This window comes from Methylobacterium sp. P3_A11, from assembly GCF_056403155.1.
The window spans coordinates 26,905-42,833 of record NZ_JBFUGA010000048.1 but is presented as its reverse complement, the minus strand read 5'-3'; the positions used below and the strand labels follow the sequence as shown (position 1 = coordinate 42,833).

Here is a 15,929-nt window from a genome sequence, read left to right as displayed (position 1 = left end):
GGCGCGGGCGGGGCGTCCGGGCTGGCGGTGACGCCCGGCGGCGGTGCCAGCGGCGCCGCGGTCACGGTTCCCGACGGCATGGCCGGCACGGCCTCYAGGGAGGCCTGCGGCGACGGAGCCCGGGTGCGAGGCCCGTCAAGGCGGCTCGAGGCGCAGGCGGCCAAGCTGGCGCTCAGGCAGAGAACGGCGAACGTCGACAGGCTCGGTCGCAGCATCGGTTCACTTCGGATCAGGCTTGGAGGCGCGAACGCGCTTGTCCCCTGACTCCGTGCCAATTGCGCTGACCGCAAGGCGGCGCTCTCCTGCGCGGACGACTTCGCTGCGGAGAGCGGGCCTTTTCGGCGCGGTGTGGCCGACAGGCCTCAACGCTCTGCCGGCGCCTGCGATCAGACCGTGCGCTCCACCATCATCTTCTTGATCTCGGCGATGGCCTTCGCCGGGTTCAGGTTCTTCGGGCAGGTGTTGGCGCAGTTCATGATCGTGTGGCAGCGGTACAGCCGGAACGGATCGTGCAGCCCGTCGAGGCGGTGGCCCGTGTTCTCGTCGCGCGAATCGATCAGCCAGCGATAGGCCTGAAGCAGGGCCGCCGGGCCGAGGAACTTGTCGCCGTTCCACCAGTAGCTCGGGCATGACGTGGTGCAGCACGCGCACAGGATGCACTCGTAGAGGCCGTCGAGGCGGGAGCGATCCTCCGGCGTCTGGCGCCACTCCTTCTCGGGCGCGGGCGTCTCGGTCTGGAGCCAGGGCTCGATGGCGGCATGCTGGGCGTAGAAGTTCGTGAGATCCGGCACGAGGTCCTTGAGGACCGGCATGTGCGGCAGCGGATAGATCCGGATCGCCCCGTCCTTGTCCTTGCGGGTCATCACCGGAAGGGCGTTGTCGGGGCTCCTGCACTCGTCGATGCCCATGGTGCAGGCGAGGGCGTTCTGCCCCTCGATGTTCATCGCGCAGGAACCGCAGATGCCCTCGCGGCAGGAGCGGCGGAAGACCAGCGTCGAGTCGACCTTGTTCTTGATCCAGAGCAGCGCGTCGAGGACCATCGGGCCGCAATCCTCGCGGTCGACCTGATAGGTGTCGATCCGCGGATTGGCCCCGTCATCCGGATTCCAGCGGTAGATCCGGAAGGTCTGCAGGTTCCTGGCACCCGGAGGTGCCGGCCAGGACTTCCCCTGTGTGATCTGCGAGTTCTTCGGAAGGTTGAACTGGGCCATGGTTCTCGACGGCTTCCGCTGGATCAGGACGCGGCGGCCGGAGGAGCGAGGCTCCGCCGCCGCAATCGTGTTGCAGAGTGTTCGATCAGTACACGCGCGCCTTGGGCTCGATGTACTGGATCTCATTCGACATCGTGTAGGTGTGCACCGGTCGGTAATCGATGTTGACCTGATGCCGACCCTCGTCGAGCCAGGACAGGGTGTGCTTCATCCAGTCCTTGTCATCGCGGTCCGGGAAGTCCTCGCGGGCATGGGCGCCGCGGGATTCCGTGCGGTTGGCGGCCGATTCCATCGTCACCACCGCCTGGCCGATCAGGTTGTCGAACTCCAGGGTCTCCAGGAGGTCGGTGTTCCAGACGAGCGACCGGTCGGTGATCTTCACGTCGGCGGCAGCGTTCCAGACCTTGTGGATCAGGCCCTTGCCCTCCTCGAGCACCTCGCCGGTGCGGAACACGGCGCAGTTGTTCTGCATCGTCTTCTGCATCTCGGCGCGAAGCTCGGCCGTCGGCGTCGAGCCGTCGGCGTAGCGGAACCGGTCGAGGCGCTCGAGGGCCTTGTCTGTCGCGCCCTTCGGCAACTCCATGGCCCTGCCGTTCGGCTCGACGATCTCGGCGCAGCGCTTGCCGGCGGCCCGGCCGAAGACCACGAGGTCGATCAGCGAGTTCGAGCCCAGGCGGTTGGCGCCGTGGACCGAGACGCAGGCCGCCTCGCCGATCGCCATCAGGCCCGGAACCACCGTGTCGGGGTTGCCGTCGCGTAGCGTCAGCACCTCGCCGTGATAGTTCGTGGGGATGCCGCCCATGTTGTAGTGGACGGTCGGGATGACCGGGATCGGCTCCTTGGTCACGTCCACGCCCGCGAAGATCCGCGCGGATTCCGAGATGCCGGGCAGGCGCTCGTGCAGGATCTTCGGGTCGAGGTGGTCGAGGTGCAGGTAGATGTGGTCCTTGTTCTTGCCGACGCCGCGGCCGTCGCGGATCTCCATGGTCATGGAGCGCGAGACCACGTCGCGCGAGGCGAGGTCCTTCGCCGAGGGGGCGTAGCGCTCCATGAAGCGCTCGCCCTCCGAGTTCGTCAGGTAGCCGCCCTCGCCCCGGGAGCCTTCCGTGATGAGGCAGCCCGCGCCGTAGATGCCGGTCGGGTGGAACTGCACGAACTCCATGTCCTGGAGCGGCAGGCCGGCGCGCAGCACCATGGCGTTGCCGTCGCCCGTGCAGGTATGGGCGGAGGTGGCGGAGAAGTAGGCGCGGCCGTATCCGCCGGTCGCCAGGATGGTCATCTGGGCGCGGAAGCGGTGGATCTCGCCGGTGGCCTGATCGAGGGCGATGACGCCGCGACAGCGCCCTTCGTCGTCCATGATCAGGTCGAGGGCGAAGTACTCGATGAAGAAGTCGGTCTGGTTCTTCACCGCCTGCCCGTAGAGGGTGTGCAGCATGGCGTGGCCGGTGCGGTCCGCCGCCGCGCAGGTGCGCTGGGCTGTGCCCTTGCCGTAATCCGTGGTCATGCCGCCGAACGGGCGCTGGTAGATCTTGCCTTCCTCCGTCCGCGAGAACGGCACGCCCCAGTGCTCCAGCTCGTAGACGGCCGCGGGGGCGTTGCGGACCAGATACTCGATGGCATCCTGGTCACCGAGCCAGTCCGACCCCTTCACGGTGTCGTACATATGCCAGCGCCAATCGTCCGGCCCCATGTTGCCGAGCGAGGCCGAGATGCCGCCCTGCGCCGCCACCGTGTGGGAGCGGGTCGGGAACACCTTGGTGATGCAGGCGGTGCGCAGGCCGGCTTCCGAGCAGCCTACCGTGGCGCGCAGGCCTGCACCGCCCGCGCCGACGATCACCACGTCGAAGGCGTGGTCGTGGATGGTGTAGGCAGGCCCGCTGCCGTTTGTGCCGTTGGCGGCCATGTTCGGCTCCTCGAGATACGTTGTGGCGGGGTCAGGCCGGCTGTACGAAACCGATGCGCAGGACCGCGTAGAGGCAGGCGACGGCCACGACGACCGCGTACGCATTGTTGGCGAGCACAGCCGCGATCTTCGTCGCCGGCGCGTGAACGTAGTCCTCGATGATCACCTGCATGCCGAGACGCATGTGGATCGTCACCGAGAGGAGCGCCAGGATCAACAGGATCGAGACGAGGGGGGTCGCGACGAGGAGCCGCGCCTCCGCGTAGCCGCGGCCCGACATCTTGGCGATGATCACCACGAAGCTCAGCATCAGCACGACGTTGGCGATGGCGGTGAGCCGCTGCAGCCACCAATGGCCGGCCCCGTGATGCGAGACGCCGAGACCGCGCACCCGGGCGCGCGGAGTGCGGATCGAGACACGCGTGTCCTGCCGGACCTCTTCCTGAGCCATATCGGCCTCCTCAGCGGACCAGAAGGGCGACCGCCCAGATGACGAAGGTGAGGGCCACGGAGCCGATCAGCGTCAGCCGGGCCATCGAGAGACGCTTCTCCCGGTCGAAGCCCACGCCCGTGTCCCAGATCAGGTGCCGGATGCCGCCGAGCATGTGGTGCATCAGGATCCATGTGTAGACGAACAGGATCAGCCGCCCGAACACGGAGCCGAAGAATCCGGCCACGTAAGAGTATGCGACGGGTCCGGAAGCCAATGCCACGAGCCAGATCGCGACCAATGCAGTGCCGCCGTAGAGAGCGGTGCCGGTAATACGGTGAAACACCGACATCGCCATCGTCCAGGTCCAGCGATAGATCTGGATATGGGGCGATAACGGCTGTGCCACTGTCGGGCGCGCGGTGGGTGCCATCGGGTTGAAGCCTCGCAGCTGCGAACTGGACCGTGTCTAATCTGGTAGCGCTAGTGCCTGAGCGGGCAAGCCGCAATCCGTCATGGTGCGGCGCAATGTGCCGTCTCGGGCGACACTTTGCCGATTCTGTCACTTCAGCTGCCCCAGGATGCGCCACCACGCATAGTCGAGGGGCGCGGCGACGAGGAGCGACAGGAGGCCGAAGCTCACGGTCAGCCGCGTCGCGTCCCGGAGGCGGACGCGCCCGAGTTCGCTGGCGAACACGATCGGGGGCGCCTGATAGGGGAAGAACAAGGTCGAGTAGCCGATCACCTGAAGGGAGACGACCGCGAGGGGCGACAGCCCGCTCGCTTCGGTCATCTCCCCCGCCAGGGCCGTGTAGAGAGCCGGGGCACCGTTGGCGGTGACGAGGAGGGTCAGCACCGTGGCGATGCCGGTCAGGACCGCGAAGTTCTGTGTCGGCGCATCGTGCGCCAGGGGCGCGACCGTCAGCAGGAGATGCCCCAGGCGCTCGCCCAGCCCGGTCTCGTTGACCAGAGCGACAAGGCCGAGGAGCGCCGCGATGTAGAAGCAGGTCCGCAGGTTCACCTGCTGGAACGCCTCCGGCGGAAGCACTCCGATCCGCGGCAGCAGGCAGACCACCGCGGCGGCGAGGCCGACCCAGGCGGGGGCGAGACCATGCAGGCTGTCGGTCATCCAGAGGACCAGGGTGCAAGCCATGATCACCGCGAGGCGCCGCTCGGCCGCGGAGACCGGCGGCAGCACCGGCAGGGTCGGGACGGCGGAGCCGAGGTGGTCCGGGAACAGCCGGACGATGAGCGCGACCAGCAGTACCCCCTTCACCAGGGCCAGGACCGGGGCGTGCAGGACGAAGTAGGACAGGTATGACAGGTGCAGGCCGAGCAGGTGCTCCGCCGACCCGGCCATCACGAGGTTCGGCACGTTGGCGGGCAGGATCGCCGCCGACAGGATCGGCGTGGCGAGGCCGACGGACAGGACCGCTCCCGCCCGTCCCGGGCGCCCGTCCGTGAGGCCGAAGGCGTCGCAGAGCGCCAGGGTCACGGGAATCATCAAGGCGATGCGACCGAGATTCGACGGCATGACGAGGGCGATGAGGAAGCTCAGCGTCACAAGCCCGGCGATGAAGCGGGCGTAGGATCCCGAGAGCCGCAAAGCGAGCGTCTGGGCCACTCGGGCACCGAGGCCCGTCCGGGTCATGCCCTGCCCCACCACCATGCCGGACAGGACCAACCAGAAGGCGGAGGAGGATAATCCCGAGAATACCGTGGCGGCTGAGCCGAGGCGCAAAAGCATCGCGAGTCCGAAGAAGGCCAGCGCCGTGACGATCTCGGGCAGGAGGGCGGTGGCCCAGAGGCCCATGCACAGCACGAGCAGCGCCGCCGTCACCGCAACAAGACCCTCGCCGCTCACCGCGATCGTCCCCGCACCACACTACGCCGGAGGCGGCATCCTCATCGGATTGGAACGGTTCGCAATTCGGCAGTTGTTGAGCGAGCCTTCGTCAATGGCGAAGGTTATGGATCGGACGCGCCGTCGCGGCTCGCGAATCAACGAGAGCGCCCGGCCGGATCCCGGCCGGGCGCGGTGCTGTCTCGAAACGGCGCCGCAGACATGAAGCCCGCGCCGCGCGGTTCAGTAGCCGTAGCCGTAGTAGCCGTTGCAGGCGGCCGGATCGTAGGCGCCGTAGTCGTCATTGTAGGCGCAGCTGTCGTAGCCGTAGCCGAGGCCGCCCAGGCCGTAACCCACTCCGAGACCGAGCCCGACTCCCGCGAGGCCGTAACCCAGGCCGCGACCGTAGCGACGGCCGTAATAGCCGCGGTTGACGTATCCGCGGCCGACGATACCGCGGTTCCCGATCCCGCCGTACCGTCCGGCGTTATTGAACCCGCCCGTCCGGAGGCCGCCGCCCCGCAGCGCGCCGACGCCGGCGCCGGTCACGCCGGCCGCGCCGAGCCCGGCGCCGCGGAATCCACCGCCCAGGCCGCCGACGCGGGCAGCACCGACGCCGCCGTTCTGAAAGGCCCCGCCGCCGAAGCCGCCGTTCCGGAACCCCCCAGCGCCGACGCTGCCGCCGTGGAAGCCACCCCCGCCGAAGCCGCCGCCGTGGAAGCCACCCCCGCCGAAGCCGCCGCCGTGGAAGCCACCCCCGCCGAAGCCGCCACCGTGGAAGCCACCCCCGCCGAAGCCGCGGGCATCGGCGCCGCTCGGCGCCAAAGCGACGGCCGCCAGAAGGGCGGTGGAAACAAGTGCGATACGAGTCATGGAATTGCTCCGCTCGATGTGTAATGTCTTACACAACTCAACATCGGTCAACGCGGCTGTATCCAAGCTTGAGTATTGCCAGCGGCGTGGCAGTCGGTCGCTGAGACTGTAATCTGCCTCGCCGCTTGCGCGGTCTCTCGCGGAAAGTCTTACCGAAACGGCGGCTCATCGAAGCTGCGCAGCTTGCGCGAGTGAAGCCCCTGCCGGTCGGCGCGGAGGACGTCGAGGGCTGCCAGTCCCACCTGGAGATGCTCGGAGACGGCCCGGTCGTAGAAGGCGTTGGCGGCGCCCGGAAGCTTGATCTCGCCGTGGAGGGGCTTGTCGGAGACGCAGAGCAGCGCGCCGTAGGGCACGCGCAGGCGAAACCCCTGCGCGGCGACGGTGCCGCTCTCCATGTCGACCGCCACCGCGCGCGACTGGTTGATCCGCCGCCTCTCCTGGCTGAAGCGCAGTTCCCAGTTGCGGTCGTCGTAGGTCACCACCGTGCCGGTGCGCAGGCGCCGCTTGAGGGCGTCGGCCTGCTCGCCCGTCACCGAGGCGGCGGCGCTCTGGAGTGCGACCTGCACTTCGGCCAGCGCCGGCACCGGTACGTCCGGCGGCACGAGCTCGTCGAGGATCCGGTCACGGCGAAGATACGCGTGCGCCAGCACGTAGTCGCCGATGGTCTGCGACTGCCGAAGGCCGCCGCAATGTCCGACCATCAGCCAGCAATCCGGGCGCAGCACGGCGAGGTGGTCGGTGATGGTCTTCGCGTTCGAAGGACCGACCCCGATATTGACCAGCGTCGTGCCCTGCTGGGTCCCGTCGGCATCGCGGGCCACCAGATGATAGGCCGGCATCTGGTGGCGATGCCAGGGCGAGGCCGCGATCACCGCGGCGGGATCGGCATCGGCCGCTTCGGCCCGGCTCACCGAGACGCCGCCCGGCAGGACCAGCCGCTCGAACCCCTCCGTGCCCGAGGCTAGCCGCTCCAGCCCATGGCGGACGAACTGGTCGACATAGCGGTGATAGTTGGTGAGCAGGATCCAGGGCTGGACCTCGCGCCAGTCGCAACCGGTGTAGTGCACCAGACGCCGGAGCGAGTAATCGACCCGCACGGCGTCGAACAGCGCCAGGGGCAGCGGCTCGCCGGGGATCTGGTCGAACGTCCCGTCGGCGATCTCGTCGCCCACGAGCGAGAGGAGCGGGACCGGGAAGTAGGTGGCGAGGTCCGCGCCGTCGACGGCCCGCCCGCCCGCGTCGAGCCCGGCCTCCAGCACGTAGGGATAGGGAATCTCTTGCGCGCTCAGACCGACCTCGATGGCGATGCCGTAATCGGCGACCAGCGGCTCCAGCTGACGGGTGAGGTAGGTTCGGAAGAAGCCCGGATGCGTGACCGTGGTGGCGTAGGTACCGGCGGCCTGGAGCTTGGCGGTGGCGCGCCGGACCCGCGGCAGGGGCCCGTCCGGGCGGTAGCTGATCCGCAGCTCCGGGTAGCGGAAGGCAAGCCGCTCCGTGGCGTCCGGCGGCGGCCCGCCGGCGAGGTACCGCTCCAGGGCGCTCCGCAGGGCGCCGGCCGCGTCGTCGTAGAGCTCCACCAGCTGGTCGATAGCGGTCCCGGCATCGGCCACCGCCTGCATCGGCCGCAATTCCCGCTCGATCATGTCGCCTCCGTTGCTGCTGCCGGATCTACACCCCGCGCCATCCGGGTGCGAGATGCGGGGTTGCGAGCCGCGGACGCATCGCCGACAAGCCCGCCGGCATGGAGCGAGGCGGCATGGACGCGGAAGAGTTCGGGACCCGTCCCGGTGAGGAACGCGCGGCGCTGCCCGCGACCTTCGACGCGGGCCTCCACTTCATCGGCCGGCTGCGCACGCCCTGGCAGGCGCGGTCCGACTGCCCGAAGAACGGCCTTCAGACCGACGCGGTCTGCACCGTCGAGGTTGATCCGGCCTTCGCGCCCGGCCTGCGCAACGTCACGGGCTGCACGCACCTGATCCTGCTCTACTGGATGGACCGGTCGACCCGCGGCCTCGTGATCCAGCGCCCGCGCCACGCCGACGGCCCCCGCGGCACCTTCTCCCTGCGCTCGCCCGCCCGTCCCAACCCGATCGCCCTGTCGGTGGTGGAATTGCTCGGCCGCGACGGCGACACGCTCCGCGTGCGCGGGCTCGACTGCCTCGACGGCACGCCGCTCCTCGACATCAAGCCCTACTACGCGTCGACGGATTCGCGGCCCGACGCGCAGGTCGACCGGGCCGGGGCCGAGCCGTGAAGCGCGCCGTCCTGCTGATTCTCGGTGGGCTCGCCCTCCTGGCGATCGGCGGATACGCTGGATGGCGCTTGCACCGGCCTGGAGCCGACGCGCGGGCCTACGCGGAGATGCGCCTGATCGCCGTGCAGGTCAGCCTCGACGAGGCGCCGCCGGACTACGTGTTCTGGGCCGGAGATTCCCAGGTGGAGCTGCAGCCCGGCAGCCAGCGGCCCTGCGGCCTCGAATTCCTAAACGGCGGGGTCAGCGGCGCGACTGCGGCCAGCTACGCGGATTACCTCGCGCGCTTGACCTTCAAGGTCCATCCCCGGCTCGCCGTCCTGACGGTCGGGACCAACGACATCCTGGTGAAGAACAAGCCGCAGCTGCCTAAGCCGACGGAGCAGTTCGAAGCCGCTGCCGAAGCGATCGTCAAGCGGCTGCAGGCCCTGAGCCCGCGCGTCGTGGTGACCGCCCTCCCCCCGGTCGGACGTGAGATCGGCAAGCTCGTCGAGGCCGGCGCGGTGGCCGATTACTCACATCGCTTGCAGACCCTCTGCGGACGGCTCGGCTGCGTCTTCACGGACCCGTTCGCGGCCCTGCGCGACGGCGATACCGGCTACGCCAAGCCCGGCGCCCTGCGCGACGGGCTGCATCTCGCGGCGTTCCGGCCGGCGCTGAAGGCGGTTGAGCCGGCGCTCTGCGCGCCCTGACGCCGCGTCCGGGCGCGCTGACAGTTCAGCGCCCGCTCACTCCCACTCGATCGTGCCAGGGGGCTTCGAGGTGATGTCGTAGGTCACCCGGTTGATGCCCTTCACCTCGTTGATGATGCGGGTCGCGACCCGGCCTAGGAAGGCCATGTCGAACGGGTAGAAATCGGCCGTCATGCCGTCGACCGAGGTGACGGCGCGCAACGCGCAGACATGGTCGTAGGTGCGGCCGTCGCCCATCACGCCGACGGTCTTCACCGGCAGGATCACCGCGAAGGCCTGCCAGATCGTGTCGTAGAGCCCGGCCTGCCGGATCTCGTCGAGGTAGATCGCGTCGGCCTTGCGCAGGGCTTCCAGCTTCTCGGCGGTGATCGTGCCGGGGCAGCGGATCGCCAAGCCCGGTCCCGGGAAGGGATGGCGGCCGACGAAGGCCTCGGGCAGGCCGAGTTCCTTGCCGAGCACCCGGACCTCGTCCTTGAACAGCTCGCGGAGCGGCTCCACGAGCTTCATGTCCATGCGCTCGGGCAGGCCGCCGACATTGTGATGGCTCTTGATCGTCACGGACGGCCCGCCCGTGAACGACACGCTCTCGATCACGTCCGGGTAGAGCGTCCCCTGAGCCAAAAACTTCGCGCCGCCGATCTTCTTCGATTCAGCCTCGAACACGTCGATGAACAGGCGGCCGATGGTCTTGCGCTTCACCTCCGGGTCGCTGACGCCCTCGAGCGCCGCAAGGAACATCCCCGACGCCTCAACGTGGACCAGCGGGATGTTGTAGTGGTCGCGGAACAGCGCCACGACCTGCTCGGCCTCGCCCAGGCGCAGGAGCCCGTGATCGACGAACACGCAGGTCAGCTGGTCGCCGATCGCCTCATGGATGAGCACCGCCGCCACGGCGGAGTCGACGCCGCCCGACAGGCCGCAGATCACCTTCTCGGAGCCGACCTGCGCGCGGATCTTGGCTATGGCCTCCTCGCGATAGGCACCCATGGTCCAGTCGCCCGAACAGCCTGCCACGTCGCGCACGAAGTTGCGGATCAGCAGGGCGCCGTGGGGCGTGTGAGCCACCTCCGGGTGGAACTGCACCGCATAGTAGTTGCGCGTCTTGTCGGCCACCGCCGCGAACGGGGCGTTCTTCGAGATCGCCACGGTGGTGAAGCCGTCGGGCAGCTTGGTCACCCGGTCGCCGTGGCTCATCCAGACCGGGTATGTCTCGCCCTTGTGCCAGACGCCCTCGAACAGGGGGCAGTCGGCCAGGATCTCGACCTCGGCCCGGCCGAATTCCGCGTGGTGGCCGCCCTCGACGGCGCCGCCGAGCTGGGCCGCCATGGTCTGCTGGCCGTAGCAGATGCCGAAGACCGGGACGCCCGAATCGAACACCAGCTGGGGTGCGCGGGGCGAGGCCTCGACGGTCACCGATTCAGGACCGCCCGAGAGGATCACGCCCTTGGGCTTCTGCTCGCGGAACGCGGCCTCGGCCTTCGTGAAGGGCACGATCTCGCAGTAGACGCCCTCCTCGCGCACCCGCCGGGCGATGAGCTGCGTCACCTGAGAGCCGAAATCGACGATCAGGATCTTGTCGTGGTCGGTGTTCATCGCGGGCGATTATCCGAAGGCCGAGGCGCGCGCAACGCGCCTCGTCGATGCGGGCTGGGGATCGCCCCGCAAGCCATGCGCCAGCGTCGTGCGCGTTCAGTCGAAATTGCGGACCTTGGCCGAGCCGCCCAGGCTGATCGCCGGCTTCGGCGCGGCCCCGGCGAGGCTCACCTTCTTCTGGCCCGGCGGGGTCTTGGCGCGCAGCTGCGGCGCCGCCTCGGGCACTGGCCGGGACGGCTTGAGATGGGCCTGCCCGTGGATCACCGAGCCGATCTCGCCCGCCACCCGGATCAGATCCTCGCGGTCGCAGGAGCGGGCGACCTTCAGCCCGAGCTTGTGCATGTGGCTCTTGCCGTAGAGGTACGCGGCGAGCTGGGCGCGCTTCAGCGGCGGGATCTCCTCGAGGATTAGCGGCAGGTCGAAATCGTCGGCCCGATAGACCGAGCCCAGAACCTCCAGGGTCACGGGGCAATCGACTTCTGGCTCGGCGCCGCTGGTCGGATGCGCTTGCGTCATGGTTGCCTCTCGGAGGTCGATGGATCGGGGTGCTGGTCGGATGCCCCGGAGCCGGGGTCGAGTTCAACCCCTATCGGGACGGTGAGGTTCGTCATCCGATCCTCGGCGGGTGCCAGCGCGGGGACGGGCTCCGGTTTCCAATCGCCGAGACAGCCGGTGCAGACGGATTCGATGACCGCGCGGGCATGCGCCTGCCGCCGCGCCCACAGCGTCTCCCGGGCGGCACGCGCGGCCTCGGCGTCAGACAAAGGCCGGATGCGGATGAACAGCGGCTCCTGTGCGCAGGCCGGGGCCGCCGACAGGGCGACGATCCCGAGCACGATGCGCAGGCGCCGTCGGCCGTGAACGCGTCCCCGCGTCGATGGCGCGATCCCCGCCATGCCCTGTCTCCCGGTCGAAACGAGCCCGATACCTTCACCCATAGGGTAAATCAGGTCTTAACGCTGCCCTTCGTTCGGCGGGCGTCCCCGCCTGCAGCCGGTGCGCCCACCCTGCCATCCTCCCGGTCGGTCCGGCGCCGTTCCTGGGCACGCCCGAGCCAGACGCTGTTCACGAGCCATGCGAGAGAGAGCGGGATCGCGACCCCGGCAATGCTCGCGCTGCCGAGTCCAAGCCCCTCGATGCCGGTGAACGACCAGGCGCCGACCTGATCGCCCAGACGGTAGACGACGGTGTCGATGAAGCTCTTCGCCTTGTAACGGTCCTCCCGCGGAACCACCGTGAACAGCACCTCCCGCACCGGCCGGGCGATGGCGAAGTTTCCGGCCCGCCGCAGCACCTGAAAGCCGACGATCACGCCGATCGTCGGCCAGAGGGCGAGCGCCGCGAAACCGAGGATGCTGAAGGCGGGCAGGATCGCCAGCGTGAGGGCGACGCCGATGCGGTTCACGATCCGGCCCGTGAGGAACAGCTGAATCCCCAGCGTCAGGACGTTCACTGCCAGATCGACGCTGGCGAAGAACGCGGTCTGGGCGCCGCGGTCCGGGAAACTCCGCTTCGCGATACCGGCCTGCTCGAAGTAGAGGAAGGTCGATGTCACCGAGAACAGGAGCAGGAACAGGGAGATGTTGAGCAGGTAGGGCGACGCGAGTGTCCGCGTCACACCCGCCAGGACGCTTCCGCCGATCGTCCGATCCTGCCCGTCTGCGGCGCCCTGGCCGCCGCCCGGGACCTCGTGCAGCCGGGTCGACAGGGCCGCGAGGCCACGCATGCAGAAGACCGCGACCTCGAGCAGCAGTACCGCGCAGAGCATCAGGCCCCAGGTCGGGACGTTCTTGGCGAGGAGCGCGGTGGTGGCCGAGCCCGCGATGGCGCCGAGCGTCGCCCCGGCCGCGATGAAGCCGAACAGACGCTTGCCCTGGGCATTCGAGAATACGTCGACGATCGTCGCCCAGAAGATCGAGACCACGAACAGATTGAAGATCGACAGCCAGACGAAAAAGACCCGACCGATCCAGACGGACCAGTCCGGCGGCGCGACGTAGAGCGTGAGCGCGAAGGCGACGATGTTGGCCGCGAAGAACCGATAGGTGATCGGCACGAATTGCGCCCGCGGCATCCGCTTCACAAGGTAGGCGAAGGGCAGGTTGAGGCCGAGCATGCCCACCAGGGTGGCGGTGAACAGCCAGGGCAGATTCTCGATCCCACCCGCGACGCCCATCTGGTCGCGGATCGGCCGGAGCACGTAATAGGCGGCCAGGATCGAGAAGATGTAGGCCCAGGACCACGCCAGCGCTCTGCCCTCGCCGGGCTGAACGTCGATCAGTCGGGAAAGCGCTGCGCGGGCGCCGCGGGTATCAGCCACGGGGCGGAATACGTCCCGGGCTTTCGGAGGCCGGGGCGGCCGCGCCGAGCCATGCGCGCAGCACGCATCTCGGCTGTGCGCGCCTCATTGTCCGAGCCCCAGCTTCGCGCGCAACTCCGGTGCGGTCACGTCCTGTCCGAAACCCGGCGCGCCGATGGCGACGCGATCCGCATCCTTGAGCGTGCCGATGACGACCGGGTCGAAACCGGCATCGCGAACCAGCCCCTCCGCCACCTTGAGCGCGGCGGGATCGTCGCCGGCGATCGGCATGGCCATGCGGCCTCCGACGCGGTCCCGGCCGCCATTCGCACCCTCCTTCGCGAAGATCTTGTAATTGGCGGAACTGAAGGCCCGCACCAGCCTCGCATCCGGAAAGTACTTGGCGGAGGTGATGCCGATGCCGTTCGCCTGGACTTCGTCAAAGAGGGCGCCGTCGCGTTTCTGCGTGGCATTGCCGGCGTCGAGCACGACCTTGCCCTTCAGGGCTGCGCCGTTCTCCTTGGCGAGGTCCGGATAAGCCTTGTAGGGAACGGCAATGAACACGGCATCGCCGAACGCGATCGCCTCCTCGGGCGTGCCGGCCTTGGCCTTCGGCCCGAGTTCAGAGACCATCGCGGACAGCTGCTCCGGGTGGCGGGAGGCGAACATCACCTCGTGACCGTCGTTGACCCAGAGCGCCCCGATGGTGCCGCCGATATTCCCGGCTCCGATGACCCCAATCCGGATCTTCTTCGGGCTTTCCTGGGCCGAGGCGGGCATGGCGGCCGCGACGGCGATCCCGGCCGCGAGGGCGAGGGCCGAACGACGCGTGATGAAATCAGACCGCATCGATGAACGTCTCCATCTGCTTGCGCTGCGCCGCGTCCGGGAGCCGGCCGCGGGCGGCACCGAGGTTGTCCTCGACATAGGCGGCTTTCGCCATGCCGGGGATCGGGCAGGTCACGGCCGGGTTGCCGAGCACGTATTTCAGGAAGACCTGCGGCCAGCTCGTGCAGCCGAGATCCGTGGCGACCGTCGGCAACGCCTTGCCCTGCACCGCCTTGAACAGGCGGTCGCGGCCGAAGGGCACATTCGTCATCACCGCCATGCCGCGATCCGCCGCGAGCGGGATCACGCGCTCGGCGGCGGTGCGATTGTCGATGGCGTAATTCACCTGAATGAAATCGAGCGTTTCACGCTTCATCACGGCTTCGAGGGCGTCGAGTTGATTGTCGCGCCAGACCGTCACCCCGAGGTAGCGAATGCGGCGGCGAATTTTCAGGTCGCGCAGGACGGCGAGGTTCTCTGCCACATCGATCAGGTTGTGGACCGCGACGAGGTCGAGACTTTCCACCTTCATTCGCTTGAGCGACTGCTCGTACTCCGCAACGGTCGCCTCCCGTCCGGTGGTGTCGACCTTGCTGGCAAGGAATACGTTCTGCCGCAGGCCCGGCTCAGCCAGGATCAGTCCGAGAACGTCCTCGGCCGTGCCGTAGCTTGGGGCGGTGTCGATCACGGAACCACCGAGGGCAACGAAGGTCTTCACGGCGTCTTTCAGAGGCGCGATCGCCTCTGGCGTAGGCTCGACCTCGTAGCGCCGCGACGTGCCGATCCCGATCGCGGGAAGCATCTCGCCGGTGGAGGGTATCGGTCGGCGAAGCAGCGGTTCCGCCGCAGAAGCGAGGCGGCCGGCCAGCGGCGCGAGCGCGCCCGCGGCGATGACGGCGCGACGGGATAAGGGCATGATCGGCCTCCGGCGGCATCACGATACCGCAGCAGATAGGGCGCCGACGCCGCATGTGAATTCTTTATTCTCACGCTTGYGCGAGCGCAGCCGGATCTTTCGGCGGCTGTCCGCGGGCTAATCCTCTTCTGGCGGATCTTCGAACTCTGCGCCCTCGGTATCCGGTGCGATGCGGAATCGGTACTCGTCGATCGCTAGGAATGCGCGGTGCGCCGTCTGCGGGTCGATCCCGTCGCGGACCACGAGGGTCTGAAAGTCGATGAACAGGCGGGCAATGCGCGCCTCCTCGGCGAGGGCGGCCAGGGCGGACGAGCTGGCGCCCGCGCGCATCATGTAGCGCTTGGCCTCACCGGCGGCATCGGGAGCCGGCAGGACGACGACCTGCCCGGCCGTCTCCGGCTTCAGCTCTGCCCAGCGCACGGGCGTCCAGGCGATGATGGCGTCGATCTGCTTCATCGATAGCTCCGGCAGGGGAACGAGATCCGCCTACCGGTCACTGTCGCCAACGTCGAGGCTCCGGGCTCCGGGGATCAGGGCGCGCGCTCCAGCTGGCCGCGGATTTCACCCTTCGGGTTCGCCCCGGTGTGGACATTGAAGTAAACCCGGCCCGCCGCGAGATCGGAGGCCTTCGCGTCGTCCAGGGTCGCCTCCCCTGAGAACGGGCTGGTCGCCGCGGTGACCGGAACCAGCACGCCGGCATTCTCACCGGCCTTTGCGGGTCCGTGGAAATGGGCCGCGGTCACGGGGCCGGTGAGACCGCTGTATTGGCCGGTCCAGCTGAGGTGCTTCGTGGCGGGATCGAAGGTCGCGGTGACCTCGCCAGTGCCGCTGGACGTGGTGGCCGGAACCTCGCTGCCGCCCTTGAGGGTCGCGCGGTAGGTGACACCGTCGCCCGCCGCGAGGGCCGGCCCGACGACGAGCGGCGCTCCGAGGATGAGAAGGGCCGCGATGCGAGGGCTCATGCGCGCAATCATCGAACGCTCCGAGATGGGATGTCAGGGGCCTCAGGGTGGCCCGGTGCCGGAACATAGGAGTGCCCGCCGGGCTGGACATGGCCGCCGGCRCCGCAATGGTCGGGTCTCAGTGACAG

The 15,929-nt window shown here is 68.7% G+C and carries 17 protein-coding genes and 1 pseudogene; 2 read left to right on the top strand and 16 right to left on the bottom strand.

All coding sequences use genetic code 11. The features are described 5' to 3' along the window. From AC1DXK_RS16345 to AC1DXK_RS16310, 8 genes and pseudogenes are all read right to left on the bottom strand, one after another. Positions 1-215 (bottom strand): annotated as a pseudogene (locus AC1DXK_RS16345) (AprI/Inh family metalloprotease inhibitor); the annotation flags it as partial. A 171-nt stretch (positions 216-386) separates the two neighbouring features. After that, a complete protein-coding gene (locus AC1DXK_RS16340) occupies positions 387-1,211 on the bottom strand; it encodes a succinate dehydrogenase iron-sulfur subunit (protein ID WP_457106409.1) in 825 nt (274 codons plus the stop codon). Between the two features lie 85 nt (positions 1,212-1,296). After that, positions 1,297-3,114 (bottom strand): succinate dehydrogenase flavoprotein subunit, encoded by a 1,818-nt coding sequence (gene sdhA / locus AC1DXK_RS16335; protein ID WP_477298351.1) that lies wholly within the window; start codon positions 3,112-3,114, stop codon positions 1,297-1,299. A gap of 31 nt (positions 3,115-3,145) precedes the next feature. After that, positions 3,146-3,565, bottom strand: coding sequence for a succinate dehydrogenase, hydrophobic membrane anchor protein (gene sdhD, locus AC1DXK_RS16330; RefSeq protein WP_457108382.1), 420 nt, complete (start codon positions 3,563-3,565; stop codon positions 3,146-3,148). A gap of 10 nt (positions 3,566-3,575) precedes the next feature. Continuing rightward, positions 3,576-3,977, bottom strand: a complete 402-nt coding sequence (sdhC, locus tag AC1DXK_RS16325; RefSeq protein ID WP_457108383.1) for a succinate dehydrogenase, cytochrome b556 subunit — start codon at positions 3,975-3,977, stop codon at positions 3,576-3,578. A 129-nt stretch (positions 3,978-4,106) separates the two neighbouring features. Beyond that, positions 4,107-5,408 (bottom strand): SLC13 family permease, encoded by a 1,302-nt coding sequence (locus AC1DXK_RS16320; protein ID WP_457108384.1) that lies wholly within the window; start codon positions 5,406-5,408, stop codon positions 4,107-4,109. 222 nt (positions 5,409-5,630) lie between these two features. Beyond that, positions 5,631-6,260 (bottom strand): hypothetical protein, encoded by a 630-nt coding sequence (locus tag AC1DXK_RS16315; RefSeq protein WP_477298348.1) that lies wholly within the window; start codon positions 6,258-6,260, stop codon positions 5,631-5,633. Between the two features lie 149 nt (positions 6,261-6,409). Continuing rightward, positions 6,410-7,903: an AMP nucleosidase gene (locus tag AC1DXK_RS16310; RefSeq protein ID WP_457108386.1), complete on the bottom strand. Its 1,494-nt coding sequence runs from the start codon at positions 7,901-7,903 to the stop codon at positions 6,410-6,412. A gap of 113 nt (positions 7,904-8,016) precedes the next feature. Between AC1DXK_RS16310 and tsaA the strand changes: the two genes are divergently transcribed. Both tsaA and AC1DXK_RS16300 read left to right on the top strand, forming a co-directional pair. Next, on the top strand, positions 8,017-8,514 hold the full coding sequence (tsaA, locus tag AC1DXK_RS16305) for a tRNA (N6-threonylcarbamoyladenosine(37)-N6)-methyltransferase TrmO (RefSeq protein ID WP_457108387.1): 498 nt from the start codon (positions 8,017-8,019) through the stop codon (positions 8,512-8,514). Then, positions 8,511-9,203, top strand: a complete 693-nt coding sequence (locus AC1DXK_RS16300; RefSeq protein WP_457108388.1) for an SGNH/GDSL hydrolase family protein — start codon at positions 8,511-8,513, stop codon at positions 9,201-9,203. Before tsaA ends, AC1DXK_RS16300 begins: the two co-directional genes overlap by 4 nt. Before the next feature lie 36 nt (positions 9,204-9,239). On the opposite strand, the gene guaA is transcribed toward AC1DXK_RS16300, so the two are convergent. The 8 genes from guaA to AC1DXK_RS16260 all read right to left on the bottom strand — a co-directional run bounded on the left by guaA (position 9,240) and on the right by AC1DXK_RS16260 (position 15,801). Further along, entirely contained in the window at positions 9,240-10,796 is a 1,557-nt protein-coding gene (gene guaA / locus AC1DXK_RS16295) for a glutamine-hydrolyzing GMP synthase (RefSeq protein WP_477298346.1), read from the bottom strand. Between the two features lie 96 nt (positions 10,797-10,892). Next, entirely contained in the window at positions 10,893-11,312 is a 420-nt protein-coding gene (locus AC1DXK_RS16290; protein ID WP_457108390.1) for a hypothetical protein, read from the bottom strand. After that, a complete protein-coding gene (locus AC1DXK_RS16285) occupies positions 11,309-11,692 on the bottom strand; it encodes a hypothetical protein (protein WP_457108391.1) in 384 nt (127 codons plus the stop codon). The genes AC1DXK_RS16290 and AC1DXK_RS16285 overlap by 4 nt, the downstream gene beginning before the upstream one ends. A gap of 50 nt (positions 11,693-11,742) precedes the next feature. Next, on the bottom strand, positions 11,743-13,116 hold the full coding sequence (locus tag AC1DXK_RS16280) for an NTP/NDP exchange transporter (RefSeq protein WP_457108392.1): 1,374 nt from the start codon (positions 13,114-13,116) through the stop codon (positions 11,743-11,745). Positions 13,117-13,200: 84 nt separating this feature from the next. After that, on the bottom strand, positions 13,201-13,944 hold the full coding sequence (locus tag AC1DXK_RS16275; RefSeq protein WP_457108393.1) for an NADPH-dependent F420 reductase: 744 nt from the start codon (positions 13,942-13,944) through the stop codon (positions 13,201-13,203). After that, complete coding sequence (locus tag AC1DXK_RS16270; RefSeq protein ID WP_457108394.1) at positions 13,934-14,839, bottom strand: aldo/keto reductase; 906 nt, start codon at positions 14,837-14,839, stop codon at positions 13,934-13,936. The genes AC1DXK_RS16275 and AC1DXK_RS16270 overlap by 11 nt, the downstream gene beginning before the upstream one ends. A gap of 117 nt (positions 14,840-14,956) precedes the next feature. Then, a complete protein-coding gene (locus AC1DXK_RS16265) occupies positions 14,957-15,295 on the bottom strand; it encodes a hypothetical protein (RefSeq protein ID WP_457108395.1) in 339 nt (112 codons plus the stop codon). Positions 15,296-15,369: 74 nt separating this feature from the next. Continuing rightward, the gene (locus tag AC1DXK_RS16260) at positions 15,370-15,801 is read right to left on the bottom strand and encodes a CHRD domain-containing protein (protein ID WP_457108396.1); all 432 of its coding nucleotides are present in this window, start codon (positions 15,799-15,801) and stop codon (positions 15,370-15,372) included. Positions 15,802-15,929 lie beyond the last annotated feature (128 nt).

Excerpts from the sequence above, each read along its gene's own strand:
- AC1DXK_RS16285 (WP_457108391.1), bottom strand. The coding sequence starts at position 11,692 with ATGGCGGGGATCGCGCCATCGACGCGGGGACGCGTTCACGGCCGACGG.
- AC1DXK_RS16260 (WP_457108396.1), bottom strand. The coding sequence starts at position 15,801 with ATGAGCCCTCGCATCGCGGCCCTTCTCATCCTCGGAGCGCCGCTCGTC.
- AC1DXK_RS16275 (WP_457108393.1), bottom strand. The coding sequence starts at position 13,944 with ATGCGGTCTGATTTCATCACGCGTCGTTCGGCCCTCGCCCTCGCGGCC.
- guaA (WP_477298346.1), bottom strand. The coding sequence starts at position 10,796 with ATGAACACCGACCACGACAAGATCCTGATCGTCGATTTCGGCTCTCAG.
- AC1DXK_RS16315 (WP_477298348.1), bottom strand. The coding sequence starts at position 6,260 with ATGACTCGTATCGCACTTGTTTCCACCGCCCTTCTGGCGGCCGTCGCT.
- sdhC (WP_457108383.1), bottom strand. The coding sequence starts at position 3,977 with ATGGCACCCACCGCGCGCCCGACAGTGGCACAGCCGTTATCGCCCCAT.
- sdhA (WP_477298351.1), bottom strand. The coding sequence starts at position 3,114 with ATGGCCGCCAACGGCACAAACGGCAGCGGGCCTGCCTACACCATCCAC.
- AC1DXK_RS16310 (WP_457108386.1), bottom strand. The coding sequence starts at position 7,903 with ATGATCGAGCGGGAATTGCGGCCGATGCAGGCGGTGGCCGATGCCGGG.
- sdhD (WP_457108382.1), bottom strand. The coding sequence starts at position 3,565 with ATGGCTCAGGAAGAGGTCCGGCAGGACACGCGTGTCTCGATCCGCACT.
- AC1DXK_RS16270 (WP_457108394.1), bottom strand. The coding sequence starts at position 14,839 with ATGCCCTTATCCCGTCGCGCCGTCATCGCCGCGGGCGCGCTCGCGCCG.
- AC1DXK_RS16340 (WP_457106409.1), bottom strand. The coding sequence starts at position 1,211 with ATGGCCCAGTTCAACCTTCCGAAGAACTCGCAGATCACACAGGGGAAG.
- tsaA (WP_457108387.1), top strand. The coding sequence starts at position 8,017 with ATGGACGCGGAAGAGTTCGGGACCCGTCCCGGTGAGGAACGCGCGGCG.
- AC1DXK_RS16290 (WP_457108390.1), bottom strand. The coding sequence starts at position 11,312 with ATGACGCAAGCGCATCCGACCAGCGGCGCCGAGCCAGAAGTCGATTGC.
- AC1DXK_RS16265 (WP_457108395.1), bottom strand. The coding sequence starts at position 15,295 with ATGAAGCAGATCGACGCCATCATCGCCTGGACGCCCGTGCGCTGGGCA.